The sequence below is a fragment of the Metamycoplasma arthritidis genome (genome assembly GCF_900660715.1).
In the GTDB taxonomy this organism is placed as follows: Bacteria; Bacillota_I; Bacilli_A; order Mycoplasmatales; family Metamycoplasmataceae; genus Metamycoplasma; species Metamycoplasma arthritidis.
Genome location: NZ_LR215047.1, coordinates 176,691 through 196,097, shown reverse-complemented (window position 1 = coordinate 196,097; position 19,407 = coordinate 176,691). Strand labels below are relative to the sequence as shown.

The following is a 19,407-nucleotide window of genomic DNA, read 5'->3' as shown; positions in this document are numbered from 1 at the left end:
TTAGTTTTTTACATTTTTTTAGTTTTTTAATTACTAATTCAAAGAAGAATCAGCTAATAAAAAAAGACCTCTCAAAGGTCTTTTGTGCTTGTTCTCTGAAAACTGAATATGACTTGAATTTAGAATCAACTTGTATCTATAGAATTACTATTAAACCATTCAATTTATTAGTACTGGTCAGCTGAATGTATTACTACACTTACACCTCCAGCCTATCAACCTCATAGTCTATAAGGAATTTAAAGGGAATATTCATCTTTGAGGAGGCTTCCCGCTTAGATGCCTTCAGCGGTTATCCTTGCCGTACTTGGCTACCCAGCTATGCTCTTGGCAGAACAACTGGAACACCATCGGTACGTCCACTCCGGTCCTCTCGTACTAAGAGTAGCTCTCATCAATATTCCAACGCCCACATCAGATAGGAACCAAACTGTCTCACGACGTTTTGAACCCAGCTCGCGTACCGCTTTAATGGGCGAACAGCCCAACCCTTGGAACCGACTCCAGCTCCAGGATGCGATGAGCCGACATCGAGGTGCCAAACCTTCCCGTCGATGTGATCTCTTGGGAAAGATAAGCCTGTTATCCCCGGGGTAGCTTTTATCCGTTGAGCGACGGCCTTTCCACGAAGAACCGCCGGATCACTAAGTCCTGCTTTCGCACCTGCTCGACTTGTAGGTCTCACAGTCAATCACACTTCTACCTTTGCGCTCTAAGATACGGTTTCTGACCGTATTGAGTGTAACTTTGAACGCCTCCGTTACCCTTTAGGAGGCGACCGCCCCAGTCAAACTACCCACCACACACTGTCCTCTTACCAGATCATGGTAACAAGTTAGAAGTCCAACGTAACAAGGGTGGTATTTCAACGGTGACTCCACAAGGACTAGCGTCCTCGCTTCATAGTCTCCCACCTATCCTACACATGTTAAATCAAACTCCAATATGAAGTTATAGTAAAGCTCCACGGGGTCTTTTCGTCTAGATGCGGGTCTCCGGCGTCTTCGCCGGAACCATAATTTCACCGAGTCTATTGTCGAGACAGTTAAGAGATAATTACTCCTTTCGTGCAGGTCAGTATTTAGCCGACAAGGAATTTCGCTACCTTAGGACCGTTATAGTTACGGCCGCCGTTCACCCGGGCTTCACATCAATGCTTCGCATAAGCTAACACCTCTGCTTAACCTTCGGGCACTGGGCAGGAGTCACCCCATATACATCGTCTTACGACTTAGCATAGAGCTGTGTTTTTGATAAACAGTTCCCCCTTACTATTCACTGCGGCCCACTTTTTAGGGTGGGCATCCCTTCTCGCGAACTTACGGGATGATTTTGCAGAGTTCCTTGACAATAGTTTTCTCGCTCGCCTTAGAATACTCATCTTGGGGACGTGTGTCCGTTCTCGGTACGGGTTTCACAGAATTTAAGTTAGAAGCTTTTTTAAGAGGTATGAAATCATCTAATTCGCTACTTGGTCGCCCTTTCACTATGCATCATAACTTCAGGTTATGCGCTGCGGATTTGCCTACAACGCCCCGTCATTATTTACCCCACAATCCAGTAAGTGGTAAAACTATCCTCCCCCGTCACTCCATCACATTCAAGAAAGTACAGGAATATTAACCTGTTGTCCATCGGCTACGCCTTTCGGCCTCGTCTTAGGACCCGACTAACCCTGGGTGGACGAACCTTCCCCAGGAAACCTTCCCCAATAGGCGTCAAAGATTCTCACTTTGAATCGTTACTCATACCGGCATTCTCACTTGTAAGCGCTCCACCAGTCCTCACGGTCTGGCTTCAATGCCCTTACAACGCTCTCCTAACGCATTTTACTGCCCGTAGCTTCGGTATTGTGTTTTAGTCCCGTTGAATTATCGGCACAGAATCTCTCGACTAGTGAGCTATTACGCACTCTTTAAACGATGGCTGCTTCTGAGCCAACATCCTAGCTGTTTAAGAAATTCCACAACCTTTCTCACTTAACACAATTTTGGGACCTTAGCTGACGATCTGGGTTGTTTCCCTCGCGTGCATCGACGTTATCACCGATGTACCGACTGCATAATAGTACACGATAGTATTCGGAGTTTGATTATAGTCAGTACGGCTAGGCGCCGCCATTCCATATTCAGTGCTCTACCCCCATCGCTTAACATTACACGCTAGCCCTAAAGCTATTTCGGAGAGAACCAGCTATCTCCAAGTTCGATTGGAATTTCACCCCTACCCACAAGTCATCCGGGCACTTTTTAGCGTACTACGGTTCGGTCCTCCACTTAGTGTTACCTAAGTTTCAACCTGCTCATGGGTAGATCACCTGGTTTCGGGTCTATATCAACATACTAAAGCGCCCTATTAAGACTCGATTTCTCTACGGCTTCGCTTTAATCCACTTAACCTCGCATGTTGACATAACTCGCCGGTCCATTCTGCAAGATGTACGCCATCACCCATTAACGGGCTCTGACTAACTGTAAGTAATTGGTTTCAGAATCTATTTCACTCCCCTCCCGGGGTTCTTTTCACCTTTCCCTCACGGTACTAGTTCGCTATCGGTGTCTGGTTAGTATTTAGCCTTACCGGGTGGTCCCGGCAGATTCAGACAGGGTTTCACGTGCCCCGCCCTACTCAGGATGCTACTAGAAGATTTACACATTTCGCTTACGGGGATTTCACCCTCTCCGTCCAAGCATTCCAACTTGTTCTGCTATATGTAAATTTTGTAACTTCATGTTAGTAGTCCTACAACCCCAACAACTTGTGTTGGTTTGGGCTCTTCCCCGTTCGCTCGCCACTACTGAGGGAATCATTCTTTATTTTCTTGTCCTGCTGCTACTGAGATGTTTCAATTCACAGCGTGTCTCTTCATTCGACTATGAATTCATCGATATGATAATTAAGGATTAGCTTAATTAGGTTTCCCCATTCGGAAATCCCCGTATAATTGCTTATTTCCAGCTAAACGAGGCTTATCGCAGGTAATCACGTCCTTCATCGACTTCCAGACCCAAGGCATCCACCAAAAACTCTTATCTTGTTTAATAGTATTTTTTGTTATGCAATTGTATAGTATTGACCTATTGTATTGATTTTGTATTCTATAGGTTGATCTAAACTTTGAAATATTAATTTTTTAATTTTCAATGTCTATATTCAGTTTTCAAAGAACAAAAGAGAGAAGTTTAGTTCTCTCAAAACTGGATACGATGTTTTTCCATAACTTTTAGTCTCGAAGCCACCATCGGGCTTCATTGTACTCCGTAGAAAGGAGGTGATCCATCCCCACGTTCTCGTAGGGATACCTTGTTACGACTTCACCCCAGTCACCAGTCCTACCTTAGGCAGTCGCCTCCGAGGTTAGCAAACCGACTTTGGGTATTACCAGCTCCCATGGTGTGACGGGCGGTGTGTACAAGACCCGAGAACGTATTCACCGCAGCATAGCTGATCTGCGATTACTAGCGATTCCGACTTCATGGAGTCGAATTGCAGACTCCAATCCGAACTGAGATCGGCTTTTTGAGATTTGCTCCATGTCGCCATATTGCTTCTCTTTGTACCGACCATTGTAGCACGTGTGTTGCCCCACTCGTAAGAGGCATGATGATTTGACGTCATCCCCACCTTCCTCCCAGTTACCCAGGCAGTATCTCTAGAGTCCTCGACATGACTCGTTAGTAACTAAAGATAGGGGTTGCGCTCGTTGCAGGACTTGACCAAACATCTCACGACACGAGCTGACGACAACCATGCACCATCTGTCACTCCGTTAACCTCCACTATATCTCTATAGCTTTGCGAAGGATGTCAAGAGTGGGTAAGGTTCTCCGCGTATCTTCAAATTAAACCACATGCTCCACCGCTTGTGCGGGTCCCCGTCAATTCCTTTAAGTTTCACTCTTGCGAGCATACTACTCAGGCGGATCATTTAATGCGTTAGCTGCGTCAGTGATTAATCCACCGACTAATGATCATCGTTTACGGCGTGGACTACCAGGGTATCTAATCCTGTTTGCTCCCCACGCTTTCGTCCCTCAGCGTCAGTATAGACCCAGCAAGCTGCCTTCGCCTTTGGTGTTCTTCCATATATCTACGCATTTCACCGCTTCACATGGAATTCCGCTTACCTCTATCTAACTCTAGTTTACCAGTATCCAAAGCGAGCCAGGGTTGAGCCCTGGGATTTAACTCCAGACTTAATAAACAGCCTACGAACGCTTTACGCCCAATAATTCCGGATAACGCTTGCGACCTATGTATTACCGCGGCTGCTGGCACATAGTTAGCCATCGCTTTCTGACAGGGTACCGTCAGCTTAGAAGCATTTCCTCAACTAAGTGTTCTTCCCCTATAACAGCACTTTACAATCCGAAGACCGTCATCGTGCACGCTGTGTCGCTCCATCAAGCTTTCGCTCATTGTGGAATATTCCCTACTGCTGCCTCCCGTAGGAGTTTGGGCCGTATCTCAGTCCCAATGTGGCCGTTCAGTCTCTCGACCCGGCTAAACATCATTGCCTTGGTGGGCCGTTACCTCACCAACAAGCTAATGTTCCGCACCCTCATCCTCTAGTGGAGCTTTGAGGCTCCTTTCACAACGGAATCATGCGATTCCATGCGCATCCGGCATTAGCCAATGTTTCCATTAGTTATTCCAGTCTAAAGGGTAGATTAAGCACGTGTTACTCACCCATTCGCCGCTAAAGTATTGCTACTTCCGCTCGACATGCATGTATTAGGCACACAGCCAGCGTTCATCCTGAGCCAGGATCAAACTCTTAAAAATATTTGATTTGGTTTTTTGTTATTTTGTAATTATTAAAATTGACGTTATGGTATTCGTATCCAGTTTTCAAAGAACTATTTTTTCTATGTCACAACTCTATTTTTTAGAGCGTGCAGTATTCATTATACACACTTTAATTTTATTTTTTTAAAAAAAATATTTTTTTCAAAAAGTGCTTTTTCCTAATGACCCTTGCCGCCGTGCGGCTCGGGAAGATACGTTACTAATTTTACATGCTTTTTTAGAATTTGCGAAAAATTTTTATTTATTTTTTAAAAACTTAGTGATATTAAAAAAATCACCATTATTTAAGGCGATTTTTTATTTTAACCAACATGAACAATTTTAACTTGATATTTGTTAGGGGCTTCTACTTCAACAACTTCGCCAGCTTTTCGACCGATTACTGCTTTAGCTAATGGTGAAGTATTAGAAATTTTGCCATTAAAGGGATCAGTATCAAGGGCGCCGACAATTTGAAAATTAATCACTGTGTCGTCTTTTAAAGAAACTACACTAACATTTGAGCCAATTCTTACTACACTAACTTGACGATTTGTTTGTGTTTTAATAATTTCGTAGTTATCTAAAATATGTTGAATTTCGGTAATTTCATTTTCGATGGTAGCTTGTTTATCCCGAGCGGCGTCATATTCAGCATTTTCAGAAAGGTCCCCTTGGTTTCTAGCTTCTTTAATTTCTTCAATAACTTGTGGCCGTAGAACTTCTTGTAAATATTGTAGTCTTTCTTGATATTGTTTAAAACTATCGGCAGTTAGGTAAATTTTTTCTTCTTTATTAGGCATATAGTAATAGTCTTCCTTATATTTTAATTTTTAGCAATTTCGGTTTTCAAATCTTTTGCAAGTAGTATAGCATTTTTTTGACCAAAATTGATGGTTTCATAACGCAAGGACACTTTTTTTAAATAAGAGTTAAGGGCTTTGATTTCTTTTATTTTATTAAAAAAGAGAATAAGCATGCCTTGCAAGGCTAGATGAGGCAAATAAAATTCAATTAAACTCTCTAAACTTTGATCTTGTTTAAAAGAAATAATAAAGTCATATTTATTTAAAGGAGCGTTAGTGGTTGTAATGGCAAGATCCTTGGTTTGATCTTGAAGACAAGCACGTTTACTTTCAAAATTTTCTAATTCTTTTAGCGCCAGGTTAATTTGTGACGCCATTAAAGCTAAAGAAGTGGCTAAGTAATCAGCATTATCTTCAACAAAAACCGTTTCATAATTATTTAAATAAATAGTATTAGTTAAAAAAGCAACTAGAAAATCGGGAACAGGATAACGATATTGCACTTTTAGATCATTTAAAATAACACCGTAATTAGGATTTTTGATTTTTAGTTTCTCAAGTTCAACTTCTTCATCATAGTTACGATACTTGGCAAGCACTTTTTTCTTATATATTAAAGTAAAGACAAGTCCACCAATGGCAATTACTAGGGAAATTAGGCCAGTAATTGCTAAGATTAGTTTCGTTTGAGGACTAAGAATTGATGAATTTGTCATTAGTTAATGGTTTCTTCTTGATCTTTATTAAGGTAAGTGTCAGACAAATCGTCATCTTCTTCTAATTTAAATTTTGCGAGAAAATCAGTGACGCCATCTCTTGCAAGAACAAGATGCTCTTCATAAAAACTATCTAAGACACCAAAAACAATTTCTAGTTCGTCTGGATCTTCAACAATTTCATAAAAAATTTCATCACTTTGAGCTTGGTTTTGGTTTTGGCGTTCTTTTAAAATAATTAAATCCTCTTCATCGGTTAAAACTATATAACTTTCGCCGGCTTCTGAGAAATTGAAAATAATATAAAGGTCGTTTTCTAGTCCAAGTTCTTTTGCTGAAATTTTGCGTTCATCAGTAAATAAATTAATTACTTTTTTCATGATGTTGCCTTTCTAAGTAATCTTCTAAAATAAGTTGTGCTGCTAAGGAGTCTTTTTTTAGCTTTTTTTGTTTTGCGTTATATCCGCCTTGGCTAAGAATTGCCTCGGCATTTTTAGTGCTTTGCCTTTCATCTTGCAAACGAATTGGCAAAGTGATATTTTTGGCTAAAACCGTTGCAAATTTTTTGACCATTTTCGTCGTCTTACTCTCAGAGAGGTCCATTCTTAAGGGCAAACCTAAGATTATTTCATCAACTTGACCTTGAAATTCGCTTTCTTCAAGATAGTATTTAATGCGATTGATTACTTCATAAAAATGATACTCTTCATAAAAGAAATTTTCAAGTCCAATTGCAATAGTTTGGTTAACATCACTAATAGCAAAACCGCAAGTTTTTTTGCCAAGATCAAGGCAAAGCTTACGCATTAATCACTTCTCCCATTGTACTAATAATTTCTGCTTTTTCACCATCAAAATTAAGCGAGCCCTGACTAACGATGCTATTACCACCACCTTTGCCACCAAGCTTTGTAGTTATTTTTTTAAAAATTGCATGAGCATCATAAGCTTTTGAAGCGACAATAAAGAAATAATTCTTTTCTGCTAGTTTGCTTAGTCCCAGCACAAGAGCATCGGGGTATTTTTCACGTAACTCAACAGAAGCTTTTTTAGTTAAAGTAACATCATCTTCAAAAAAGATATAGGTTTCAATGCCATTAATTTTTGTGCTTTCATATTTACTAATATCAACTACTTCATTTTGTTTAGCCTTAAGAAATTTTTTATAATCTTGACGAATTGTATCTTCAATATTTTCATACGCTAGTAGTAAAGCTTCTTTTTCAATGCTATTTGCAGGAATCTTCGTTTCAAAGGCAATGTTATATGTTGGCAGAAAAGCTTGATTGTTTTTAATTAAAATGCTAAGTAATTTTTGTTTTTCTTTGATTTCATCGGTCAAATATTCATTAACTAGAGCTGATGAAGTGACAACTCTTAGTCGATATGTGTCTGTTCCTTTTGAGTCCACTGAAACAATTTTAAAATCTTCAATCACCGAAGAATTTGGCACGTGGGTACCACCACAAACATCTTTAGTAATATTTTCAAATTCTACTACTCTTACTTTGTTAGCATCGTGATATTCACTTTCTTCAATGGTCATTCACGCACCCATTTCTTGAGCTTTTTTGATAGTAGTGATAATGTAATTTCTTTTAGCACTAAAGGCAATGTATGAGCGCATAATTTTCTCAATTTGGCGACATTCTTGGACCGTTGGGCGATGATCTAGACCAAAATCGAATGTAAAATGATCAAAACTAATGTTAGATCCTAGCTGTTCAATTGGTTCATTAGGATAAGTTTCTCTAAGCGCGTGGTACATTAAGTGAGTTGATGAGTGATTTCTAGCAAAATTTAATCGTTTGGGCTCATCAACATAACACTCAATTGGTTGTGATGCATCAATACTGCCTTTAACTTTATGCACATGATTTCAGTATTTGTCTTTAAAAACATCAAGAACTTCAATTATGTTGTTGCCTTGTTTTAAATAACCATGATCATGATTTTGGCCACCACTTGTTGCATAAAATGGCGTTTTATCCAAAATTAAGTAACTAATTTCATCATCATTGGCATGAGCAATTGCTTTTTGGTCATCTAGTAAATACAAAATCTTTGAAGCACTTTTTAAAAAGTCATAACCAATGAATTCACTAACATAACCCGGAATCGTTGCTAGCGAGTTAATTACTTTATTCATGCCACTTTCTAAACTGCCCCGTGATTTTTCTTGATGCTCTTTTAAATATTGTTTAAATTCTTCTAAATTAATAGCAATATTTTTTTCTTTAAGAATTTCAGAAGTAAGTTCAATAGGAAAGCCGTAGGTATCAAACATTTTGAACACAATTTCGGTAGTAACGGTGCCATGTTTTTTAATTTCATTTTCGAGTAGTTTTTCGCCTTCTTTAATAGTTTTGGCAAAAAGCTCTTCTTCTTGTTTGATTATCTTAGCAACATTTTCTTCATCAATTTCATAGATTAGTGAGTCTTTAACAACCTTAACCAATTTGTATAAAAAACTTGAAGCACTAATGCCTAGCGAAATCCCAGCACGATAAGATCTTCTAATTAGTCTTCTAATAATGTATCCTCTTCCCACATTAGAAGGACTAACGCCATCATTAATTGCATTTACCGAAGCCCGCATATGATCAGCGATAATTTTAAAATAAGTATTAATTTTAGCTTGTTTAGCTTCTTTAGTGAAGTAGTTATTAATATCGTATTTATATGAAGTTAGTTTTTCAATAGCCTTAATAATTGGCAAGAAGAGGTCAGTGTCAAAATTAGTTGGTGCATCTTGCATAATAGAAACAATTCTCTCTAGGCCAGCGCCAGTATCAATATTTTTAGAAATTAGTTCGCTGTAGTTATTTTCACCATCATTATTGTATTGGGAAAAAACAATGTTTCAAATTTCAATAAAACGGTCATTTTCAAGATCTTCTTTAAGAAGTTCAATGCCACGAGAATCATATTTAGGACCACGATCGTAAAAAATTTCAGTATCAGGGCCGCAAGGACCTTGGCCGACATCTCAAAAGTTAGTATCTCTTGTGCCGGCAATTAAATGATCAGGGCTAATGCCACACTTAATTCAAGTTTCATAAGTTTCTTTGTCTTCAGCAAAATAGGTAATATAAATGCGATCTTTTTCTAATTTTAAAACATCAAAAATAAACTCGTAACCAAAGTTAATTGCTTCTTTTTTAAAATAATCACCAATGGAAAAGTTACCTAACATTTCAAAAAAAGTATGGTGACGAGCAGTGACACCAACGTTTTCAATGTCATTAGTACGGATTGATTTTTGTGAGTTCGTTAAACGCTTAGCAGGAGGGATTTTTTTACCACTAAAATAATCTTTTAAAGTAGCAACCCCGGAGTTAATTCATAGAAGTGAAGGGTCGTTAACGGGGATGAGCGATTTTGAAGGAACGACCAAATGCCTCTTCGAGGCAAAAAAATCAAGTCACATTTGTCGAATTTGTTTTGAGCTTAACATATTAATCTCCTTAGCAATATTTTAGATATAAGTCTTTTTTTGATTTTTATAAAATACTTCATTGATTATAGCGCCGCCGACTACTTTATTGCCGTCATAGATAACTATTTCTTGACCCGGTGTCACTGCTTCGGTGTCATTATAGGACACTTCAATTTCAGAATTTGCTAAAAGTTTTAGTTTAATAGGAATATCTTTTTGACGATAACGAAACTTCGCACTTAAATTATTAGTATCAAATTTATAAGCAATTTGATTAAAGCCTATCGCAATTAATTTATCCGAAAGCAAATATTCAGGAAAATCTTCATTAGCAACATAAAGGACTTTTTTTTCTAGATTATGCCCTACTACAAAATAAGGTTTACTAAAACCGCCCAGATTAAGACCCTTACGTTGCCCAATTGTATAGTACATTGTGCCAATGTGCGAACCTACTACTTGTTTAGTTGCGATGTCAATGATCTTTCCTGGTTGAGCAGGAATGTAGTTTTCAAGAAATTTAGTGAATTTACGCTCGCCAATGAAACAAATGCCAGTTGAATCTTTTTTAGTCGCAGTTGCTAAATTAAGGTTTTTAGCAATTTCTCTTACTTCTTGTTTAGTTAAATTAGCTAATGGAAAAATTACTTTTTTAAGCTGTTCATTGCTAAGCTGTGCTAAAAAATATGATTGATCTTTGCTATCATCTTTAGCCTTAAAAAGTTCACCATTTTCACAATAAGCATAATGTCCCATGGCAATAAAATCGGCTTGATATTTACTAAAAGCAACTTGTGCAAAAAAGTTAAATTTAATGTATTTGTTACAAAAAATATCAGGATTAGGAGTTCTTCCAATTTTATACTCTTCAATTAAATAGCTAAAAACATGATCTCAATATTCTTTAATGAAATCAACACGATACAAAGGAATATTTAGTTGTTTAGCTACTTCTTTGGCATCAGCGTAGTCTTGCTCTTGGGGACAAACATCTTGCGAAATCGCTTCATTACCTAAAAAATCATTATTTAAAAAAGAATCTCAATTACGCATAAAAAGCCCAACAACTTCATATCCTTGTTGTTGTAGCAAATAAGCGCAAACACTAGAATCTACGCCGCCAGACATACCAAGCACTACTCGTTTTGCCATTTTTATCCTTAAATTGTTTATGAATAGAAAATAATAATATTATATATTGTTGATAGAAATATTATAAATATAAAAACTAACGCACTTTACGTTTAATTTCATAACATGCATAGTATTTAAGCAAATGCTAACTGCTTTAATTAGAAAATATAGAAATATCGCTTAAAAAATAAAAAACCGATGTACGGTTTTAATTATTTGCAGCTTTATTATTCGTCTTCTAGTTCTCTTATAATTTCATCAATTGAAATCAAAGGTGTTCAAACTTTAGAAAATAAATTATGACAAATAGCTTGTTTTGATGTTAATGATTTTTGTTTCATTGAAAATTTCTTTTTTTTGCTTTGGCAAAAAAACAAAAAGACGACAAATCTTATTCCATCGGCTTTTTATGTATTTTATTTTATTTGAATTGACATTGAATCTAACTTTTTCATGAAATCGCACACATATACTTGTTGTAGTATCTTATAGTTTTTATGTCCACTATAATTAATGCCGTTTATTCCATCAATTGAATCATACTTTAAATTTTCTTCTTCTTTCAACGTTGTCGTAAAAATAATTTGATTTTTAAGTTCAGAAAATTTATCCAAAACTCTTTGTTCTCTTTCGGTAGAAAGATCTTCTGCTCTAAATGAGTCCACCACTATTGGATAATCGTGCATTAGAACTTTTGAAAAAGCATACATTCTTGCCAAATGAAACTGAGTACCTTCACTTCCGGAATAAGTTTTATTTTTTGGAGTGAAAATATCTTTATATTGATTCGTGATTGAAGGATCAATGTATTCATTGAATAAATTCATTTCATCAACAATTCGTTCTAATATTGCCTTTGACTCTTCATTAATAGATTTACTATTTGATGAAGCTAACTCAATCTGTTCTTCAATACTTTTAATTTCTTTCATAATTTCACTTAGTCTTTTGTCGTCATTCTGTGTACCATTTAGACTAATCTTAGCAATTAACAACTCTTCAAGCGAAAAATCTTCCGTTTCCAAAATTTCATTCATTTTCTCTTGTTGAATAGCTACCTCAGCAGATAAACGGTTAATTTCTTCTTCATAATTATCAATTTTTTCTTCAATTGATTTTACAATTTGCGACCTCACTTCTGGCGTTGAAATATCAAAATTAAACTCTGCTCCCGCACTTTCATAAAATATATGATTCGATCCACAATTCATACAAGAAATTTGCCCAACTTTCATGGCCCTATTCAAAGACTTCAATTCTTTTAGAACCAACTCATTTTTTGTTTTATGTTTAATTGCATTATTTGAGTAGCTATTCAAGATAATAATTGACTCTTTAATATCCGCGATCTTTTTGAGTTTTTCATCTAATGCTAGTTTTTTGTTGGTATAACTTAAAGTCTCTAGAGCAATATTGTTTTTCTTTAATATTTTATTCTTTTTTAATAGATTATCTTTCTCTATTTTTAGCTTGTCTTTTGTATTTCTTAATTCTTCAATACTTTGATTTGTATCAAAACCATTGTCTATTCCGACCATTGAATACAACATATTAATAAAGTCACTCTTTTTCAATCAGCCTTTATTAAGAATATCATGAGTAACTTTTTTATCTTGACCAGTAAAAAATACTTGTACTAATAGTTCCAAATCACTAAGTCTCTTTTTGCCGTCTTTTATTATTATTGGTAACCCGTGTATGTTTTTGCTTCAATAGTTTTTAAACTCTGATAAATTATCAAATACGTAAATTTCTTGAGACTTTTTAATGACAAAGTTGTTTCTCCGCCTACATATATCAAAGAATTCCCCATCTGATTCTAATGTTAAAATGAAATAAAATTCCTCGTAATTAAAAGAAGATGGGAAGACCGGATTATTTCCCATGCAATACAATATAGATTGGATAACTATCGTTTTACCTTTGTTGTTGTCGCCACTATATAAAATATTAAATTTTTCGTCAAATTTATCCTCCAGAAAAGCTTCTGTTGAATTTCCAATAAAAATTGATTTTATTACCATTATTCAAGTCCATCCTTTATTTTGGAAATAAAGTACTTAAGGGATAACGCATCAAAATGACGACAACGTTTTTTCAAATCACGATCTAACTTGTTAAAAATTGCATTTATATCATCATTTGGATTCTTTGTAACTAATTTATATACCTCTTCAAACAATTTTCAATAATCATCTTGTGAAGAAGTATCAAATAATGCTTTTGAAAAATCATTTTGGCAATCTTCAAGCAAGCTTATTCGATTTTCTTCAGGATAATTATGATAAATAGATTCAAATGAAATGGGCAATTTACTATTAACAACTTCTTTAGTTAAAATTCTATTTAACACCAATGCCTTGATTTCTGATACAGTTAAATGTCTACCATAACTAATCACATCATTTGGCAATGAAAGCGTAATGCCTTCAACTACTCTATTATTTTTTTTGCTACTTTGCACATGCATAATTTCGTTAAAAATTGCTACCAAAACCTCATCCTTTGGGATAATTGAAGGATTTAATCTAAGTATCTTTTTTACGTACTCGCTTTTTTCTTTATCATCTACAACAAATTGAACCTTCTTCAAAAACTCAATAATTTTATCATTCGTAACTTCTAAATTATTGGTATATGACTTGCTTTTGCATTCTTCTTTTAGCCCTTCTATTATCTTTCCCAACGCAGACTCTTTAACATTGGAAATGCCAAAACTATTAATATCATTATCCAATCTAACCGTATTACTTATTCCGCCCAAAAATAAAATAAAACAAGAAAAATCAAAATCGCTCAAATAATTTTTATAGAGGGTAACAAGCTCTTTTCCTATCATATTCGGCGAAGAATTTTTGGCTCCTTTTGATTGAACATCTCACATCTTATCTGCCATTTTACACATTCCAGTTAAATCGTTAAAAAAATCAACTACAAAATAATGTATTTCATTACTATCTTCTCTAAAACTCATAAGATATAGCAATGCCTTAGTTTCTGTTTCAGAAGCAATAGGACGTAGACGTTCGGTTGACTTTACAATATAAGTCAAGTCTAAAACCCCTTCCTTTTATTTTTCTAATTGTAACATATAGGCAAAAAAATTCTCTTTTATTGCAATTTATATCAAATTTTAACCTTATTAATCACTAAATTGTTCATTAACGTTTTTTTACTTGATACATTCTTGCTTATATATGAAACAAAATTTTTGTTGCATTTTTTTAAGCGCTTTATAATTCCCTTATTTTATAATGCTAAATTTACTAGTAAACGCTTCTAAATTGCAATATAAAGTGCAACACCTAGAATTATTAATTACTCATTTATTAAATGCTTTCTATTTTTTTATTTAAATGTATTTTTGATATATTTCCAAGCTGGATTTACAATTAAATATTTCTCTTTGCATGTTGTTTATTTTATTCTGAACCTCAAGAACTTCGCTATCACTTATAGTGTTAAAATCAGTGCCTTTTTTTCAAAATCTTCGAATCAATCTATTGATATTATTATTATCTCCTTTTTCAATAAAACGCATAAAACCTATAATGATAAATTTAAAATTCTATTAGTTTGCATAATGGCTTCAAGTTATTGAATCCAATCTTATTTTGAAAATTGAATTATTATTCACTATGATTCTTAACAATTTGGAAATCATTATCAGAGAGTTTTTAGTTTCTAATTGCTATAATGCTTCTTTTTTTCATGTTCTTTTCAATCAAAATCAAATCAATTCAATAGCAGTCAAATTAATAAAAAAACCAACATCAAGAATGCAAGTTCCAATGTTAGTTTGATTTTCAATACTATTTTTTAGCTAATGAAGTTTTTGCTTTTTCAACGATTTGTGAGAATGCAGTTGGATAGTTAATTGCAAGCTCAGAAAGCATTTTACGATTAATTTGAATATTGGCTACTTTTAGACCTTCAATTAGTCTTGAATAAGTAATTCCAAGTGGTCTAGCAGCGGCGTTGATTCTAGCAATTCATAGTTTTCTAAATTCACGTTTTAGTTGTTTACGATCTCTAAATGCATAGGTTCATGATTTAACAACAGCTTGCTTTGCGACTTTGAAGCCAATTGATTTGTGTCCTCAATATCCTTTAGCTAGCTTTAGTCATTTGTTACGTCTTCTCTTGGTTACGATTCCGCCTCTTGTACGCATAATTTAACCTTTCTATAATCTAGAAAACTAGATTAATTCCTTATATCTTTTAAAATCTGAATGTGATAGTTGTGAAGATTTACGAGATTGACGTTTTTGTTTAGTTGTTTTATTTTGAGCCAAGTGTGAACGGTATGCATTGCCCCGTTTTACTTTGCCAGTAGCGGTGATCTTAATTCGTTTTTTAAGACCGCTTTTAGTTTTCATTTTTGGCATTTTTATTCTCCTTTGTTTTCAGAGGGTTCGTTATTTTTTTGTAAGGCCTCAACTTTACGTTTGTCTTTTTCTAAATACATATCTAGAAAACGACCACCTGATAAAGTTGCTTCTTTTGAAATCTTGGCAACATCTTCTAATAAGGCAAAAAACTTCGCAAGAATATCATCACCTAGATCTTGTCTAGTGCGTTCTCTTCCTCTAAATTTAACCGAAACTTTAACACGATTCCCTTCAAGTAAAAACTCTTTAGCTTTTTTAGCCTTGGTTGCAAGATCGTGATCACCAATCATCGGTGTTAGACGAATTTCTCGATTGATGGTTACCGATTGATTTTCTTTCAAGGATTTTTGTTTTTTCTTTTTGTCGTATTTGAATTTACCATAGTCAATAATTCTAGTAATTGGCTTGTTATTTTCAATAGCAATTAAAACTAAATCCATGTTATATTCGTAAGCTTTTTCTAAGGCTTCTTCTTTGGTTAGAACTCCAATTTTTTCACCATCTGGTCCAAGCACAAAAACTTTTTTGTAGGGAATTTTGCCATTAACAATGTGTTCTGATTTCGGACGTTTTGAGTTGTTTTCGGCGAATTTGCCTTCAGTACTGTTAGCTGTAATAACTGCTCTCCTTAAAATTTAAAATAAAAAGTGGGTTAATAATCCACTTCCCAAAAACTACAAAATATATTTAAAAATGTTTGTAGCAACCCAGCAAGAAATCACTAAGGTGAGAAATGAATCTTCTTTTTGCTATTCTTAAGCGAACACATTATACCAAAATATTTTTAATTAATTATTTTATTGTCTAAGCATTATTTTTGTAGTTAATGAAAAATTAATAAGCCCAAAGCCTAAATAACTTTAAAAATAGTGTTTTTAGCCAATAAAAATGTTTCAATAGAAATTATTTAACTTGGCTATAAAGCAACAAAATTAGATGTAAAAACTTAAAAACAAGTAGTTTTTTTGATTTGTACTTAAGTTTTTAATATTAAGCAAAACTTCCAAATAATTGTTTTATTAATGAACCACTTTTAAGTAAAAATGACCTTATATCAAGAATAATTTGCATTTTTTATTAAAAAAAATTAAAAATGTTTTTAGAATTTATTGTTTTTTAATTTTACATAGAAAGGAGATAGTAATCATGAGTAAGTGAAAAAGAAAAACCATTGCGACTGTAATAATTTATATTCTAAGTGCATTTTTAGTTGCCGGAATTTTTACATGAGCGTCATTTCATATTAAAAAGAATTCTTTTGATAAAAATAAGGTTACTAACGGACCGCTGCTAATTGAAGATGAAATTACTGATAGTAGACAAATAAACTCGATTGATGAAAAAATTCCTGTTAATGAAAATTTAAATTTGTTCGATGAAAAAATTAAAATTATTATTGAGAATTTAAAAGACTTAATCGCTAGAGGCGAACAACAAATTTCTGATGAACAAACTAGTGCCATTGATTTGTCTAAAACAATTAATGAGATTGACATTCAAATAGAAATAGTGATACAAACAAAAGATGAAATCAAACTAGCAAATCAAGAAGCTATATATTTAAATAAATTGCAACTAATTCAAACCTCAACTGACCAAGTACTAGAAGTTAAACAAAAATTAATTGACAAGATTGAAGTTTTAGAATCTAAAATTGGCGAAGCAATCCTTGAAATTGAAAATCAACTAAACCAAATTAATAGTAGCATAGATACTTTAGATGATTTGGATAAATTAAAAGAATTAATTAGTCAAATAGAAAACTTAGGAACTTCCGTTACCGAAGTTATGATCTTAATTAATAAAAATAAATCACCTCATATAACTAAAGCAAAAGAACTAAATGAAAAAATCGCTAGCACATTAGAAAAGTTAAAAGAAAAGATTGCACGCAAAGAAAAAGAGGCCGTCTTTGAAGATATGCTAAAAGAGATTGATGATTTGAAGAGCTCTTTGCATACAATAAAAACTAGAATAGATAACAGCTTAAATAAAAAAGTTGAAGATCAAGAAATTAAAAACTGACAAAAAGTGCTTGACGGGAGCAAAAATAAACTATTACCAATTAAATTCAGAACTTCGAAATTAACAATTGAAAATAGTCAAGACGAAATAAATAAAGAAATTAAAGATGTAGAAGGTTTAATTAATGATCTTCAAAGCAAAATAGAAAAAATTAAAGCAATAAATAAAGAGGTAGTTGATTTAGAAAACAAGTTAAAGGATCACAAAAACTCAGTAGAAAACGCTTTTAATAGCTTTTCAAACTCAAACACTATGGAACTTGCTTTAGAAAACTTAAATAAACTAAACGAACTTGTTAATAGTGCAAAAACGCAAGTTACTGAAATAAAGACAAGAAAACAAGAAGCCAATTTACCACTAAATGATGACTTTACAAACGATCTTGAAGGCGCTTTAAAAACAACTCAAGATCAAATTGACAGCACTAAAGAGTTGCGTGGCTACTATGAAGAGATTAAAGAATGAGAGAAAAGCTACAACGAAACTTATGCAAAACTCCTTTCTTTTAAAGACTCTACTAAAAAATTGGACATAAATGAAATTGGTCCTCACTACTCTAAATTATCAAACTTGCTTGCATGACAATTTAGAACAAAAGTCGGCAATTTGAGAATTAGGGATTTAAAACCCCTAATTGAAGGTAAATTATTAGCAATCCCTTTTCTAGCATATTGTGAAATCTTTAGTCAAAAATCTAAGACACCACCGGAAGTAGAAGACATTCGAGCAAAAGCATTGAATACTTACAACGAGCTTGATAGCATAAAAAAGAAAGTTACATTTTATGAAAACAAACTGGAAAATATTAAAAAGCTTAGTTTAGAAACATGATTTAACTATCCTTTTCAAGCAACTCTTAACGATCTTAAAAAAGAAATTCAAAACTTTAAAAGCATAGTTGAAGCTAAAGTTCAAAGTGGCGAATTGGATAAAAGTTATCAAGATAAAATCAATAGCACCTTAGAAAAATTAGAAATTGTTAAAAAAATTAGATAACCAAGTTTTTATTAATCGAATTATGAAAGCTGATTCTAAAGCCAGGAGCTTGGAATCAGTTTTTTTAAAATGAAGGATTTATCGGTGACTTTAATTGTTAATTTAAAAAGCAAAGCAACCATTAAAAAATGATTGCTTCACCAAGATTGTAATATATTATTTTGTTTGTTTTGCTAAGCCTTTGAAGCGACTTGTAATAATTTAGCCGCTTTAAGAATTTCTAAGATTTCTTTAGTATTATCAGTCTTAATTGATTTTGCTTCTGATATCGCATTGTTTAATTTATCAATTGCTTCAGCTGTTTTTAAAAACTGAATCGACGCTTCAGCAAGAAGAATTTTTAGTTCCAATAACATCATTGCTTTTGAACGTTCTAACGATGATTTAGCATAATTCATAGCATCATCTAAATCATTGACAGCTTCTTGAATAACTAATTTAGGTTTCTTACCAGTAACTTCTTTTGCTTTTTTAAGTTGTTCATGAAGTTCATCTTTTGCTCAAGGCAATACATTACTAAGATCAAGTTTTTCAACTTCTCGGATTAATATATCAAGTCTATGAATATATGCTTCTCAATGATTAACTTCTTTAGTTAAATAGTCACTTACTTCATTAGATAATTTTTCAACAAATTCGCTGTCGTTGCGATTTGCTTCGTATTGATTTGTAAATTTAGTCTTTTTTTCATTTAGTTCACTAAGCAACAAATCAAATTTGTGATCGTCGTTCATCCTGCTAAAATTTTCAATTTTGGCATTTAGTAAACTCATTTGTATATCAAATTTATTTGGCAGAACAATAGAAGATGTTCTTTTCTTTTGATTGCTTTTAAATGAGATCATAGTCATAGGTAGTGTCGCAAGAGCACTTAGTCCTAAAAAGATCCCAAAAGATAATGTCATTTTTTTATTCTTTGTTTTCATGTTAAATCTCCATCTCTCTCAAGGTGAGATTTTCATTTTACTAATTAATTTTGCCTTTTGAAAAAAAGAAAATAAGAATTTTCTGTCATAAAAAATGTTGAAAACAAAAAGAAAGAAAAACAAAAAAAATCTTAAATTACACTTAATTTTTATGTTATATTTTAAATTTGTGCACATTAAAAATAA

General features: G+C 33.7%; 13 protein-coding genes and 2 rRNA genes. 1 reads left to right on the top strand and 14 read right to left on the bottom strand.

Annotated elements, in window-relative coordinates; all coding sequences use genetic code 4:
* Window positions 1–146: 146 nt before the first annotated feature.
* The 13 genes from EXC42_RS00795 to infC form a co-directional block, all read right to left on the bottom strand.
* A 23S ribosomal RNA gene (locus tag EXC42_RS00795) occupies window positions 147–3,044 on the bottom strand.
* Between the two features lie 220 nt (window positions 3,045–3,264).
* Window positions 3,265–4,785 (bottom strand): 16S ribosomal RNA (locus tag EXC42_RS00790).
* The 16S and 23S rRNA genes sit together here, the layout of an rRNA operon.
* 326 nt (window positions 4,786–5,111) lie before the next feature.
* Window positions 5,112–5,591: a transcription elongation factor GreA gene (gene greA, locus EXC42_RS00785; protein ID WP_012498082.1), complete on the bottom strand. Its 480-nt coding sequence runs from the start codon at window positions 5,589–5,591 to the stop codon at window positions 5,112–5,114.
* 23 nt (window positions 5,592–5,614) lie between these two features.
* Entirely contained in the window at window positions 5,615–6,310 is a 696-nt protein-coding gene (locus tag EXC42_RS00780; protein ID WP_012498081.1) for a BC85_0335 family putative methyltransferase, read from the bottom strand.
* Window positions 6,310–6,690 carry a DUF1292 domain-containing protein gene (locus EXC42_RS00775; RefSeq protein ID WP_012498080.1) on the bottom strand — a complete coding sequence of 127 codons (381 nt, stop codon included), beginning with the start codon at window positions 6,688–6,690 and terminating at the stop codon, window positions 6,310–6,312. Before EXC42_RS00775 ends, EXC42_RS00780 begins: the two co-directional genes overlap by 1 nt.
* Window positions 6,674–7,117, bottom strand: coding sequence for a Holliday junction resolvase RuvX (gene ruvX / locus EXC42_RS00770; RefSeq protein ID WP_012498079.1), 444 nt, complete (start codon window positions 7,115–7,117; stop codon window positions 6,674–6,676). The genes EXC42_RS00775 and ruvX overlap by 17 nt, the downstream gene beginning before the upstream one ends.
* Window positions 7,110–9,767 carry an alanine--tRNA ligase gene (gene alaS, locus EXC42_RS05860; protein ID WP_012498078.1) on the bottom strand — a complete coding sequence of 886 codons (2,658 nt, stop codon included), beginning with the start codon at window positions 9,765–9,767 and terminating at the stop codon, window positions 7,110–7,112. The genes ruvX and alaS overlap by 8 nt, the downstream gene beginning before the upstream one ends.
* 21 nt (window positions 9,768–9,788) lie before the next feature.
* Window positions 9,789–10,901 (bottom strand): tRNA 2-thiouridine(34) synthase MnmA, encoded by a 1,113-nt coding sequence (gene mnmA / locus EXC42_RS00760; protein WP_012498077.1) that lies wholly within the window; start codon window positions 10,899–10,901, stop codon window positions 9,789–9,791.
* Between the two features lie 398 nt (window positions 10,902–11,299).
* A complete protein-coding gene (locus EXC42_RS00755) occupies window positions 11,300–12,907 on the bottom strand; it encodes a hypothetical protein (protein WP_012498075.1) in 1,608 nt (535 codons plus the stop codon).
* Entirely contained in the window at window positions 12,907–13,935 is a 1,029-nt protein-coding gene (locus EXC42_RS05855) for a hypothetical protein (protein ID WP_012498074.1), read from the bottom strand. The genes EXC42_RS00755 and EXC42_RS05855 overlap by 1 nt, the downstream gene beginning before the upstream one ends.
* A 760-nt stretch (window positions 13,936–14,695) precedes the next feature.
* Window positions 14,696–15,055, bottom strand: coding sequence for a 50S ribosomal protein L20 (gene rplT, locus EXC42_RS00740; RefSeq protein WP_012498072.1), 360 nt, complete (start codon window positions 15,053–15,055; stop codon window positions 14,696–14,698).
* Between the two features lie 27 nt (window positions 15,056–15,082).
* Complete coding sequence (rpmI, locus tag EXC42_RS00735; RefSeq protein WP_012498071.1) at window positions 15,083–15,271, bottom strand: 50S ribosomal protein L35; 189 nt, start codon at window positions 15,269–15,271, stop codon at window positions 15,083–15,085.
* 2 nt (window positions 15,272–15,273) lie between these two features.
* Window positions 15,274–15,789, bottom strand: coding sequence for a translation initiation factor IF-3 (gene infC / locus EXC42_RS00730; protein WP_012498070.1), 516 nt, complete (start codon window positions 15,787–15,789; stop codon window positions 15,274–15,276).
* A 631-nt stretch (window positions 15,790–16,420) separates the two neighbouring features.
* Here infC and EXC42_RS05850 point away from each other — a divergent pair.
* Entirely contained in the window at window positions 16,421–18,295 is a 1,875-nt protein-coding gene (locus EXC42_RS05850) for a coiled-coil domain-containing protein (RefSeq protein WP_012498069.1), read from the top strand.
* Between the two features lie 173 nt (window positions 18,296–18,468).
* Here EXC42_RS05850 and EXC42_RS05845 read toward each other — a convergent pair whose 3' ends face one another.
* Complete coding sequence (locus EXC42_RS05845) at window positions 18,469–19,221, bottom strand: hypothetical protein (RefSeq protein ID WP_012498068.1); 753 nt, start codon at window positions 19,219–19,221, stop codon at window positions 18,469–18,471.
* Window positions 19,222–19,407: the final 186 nt, after the last annotated feature.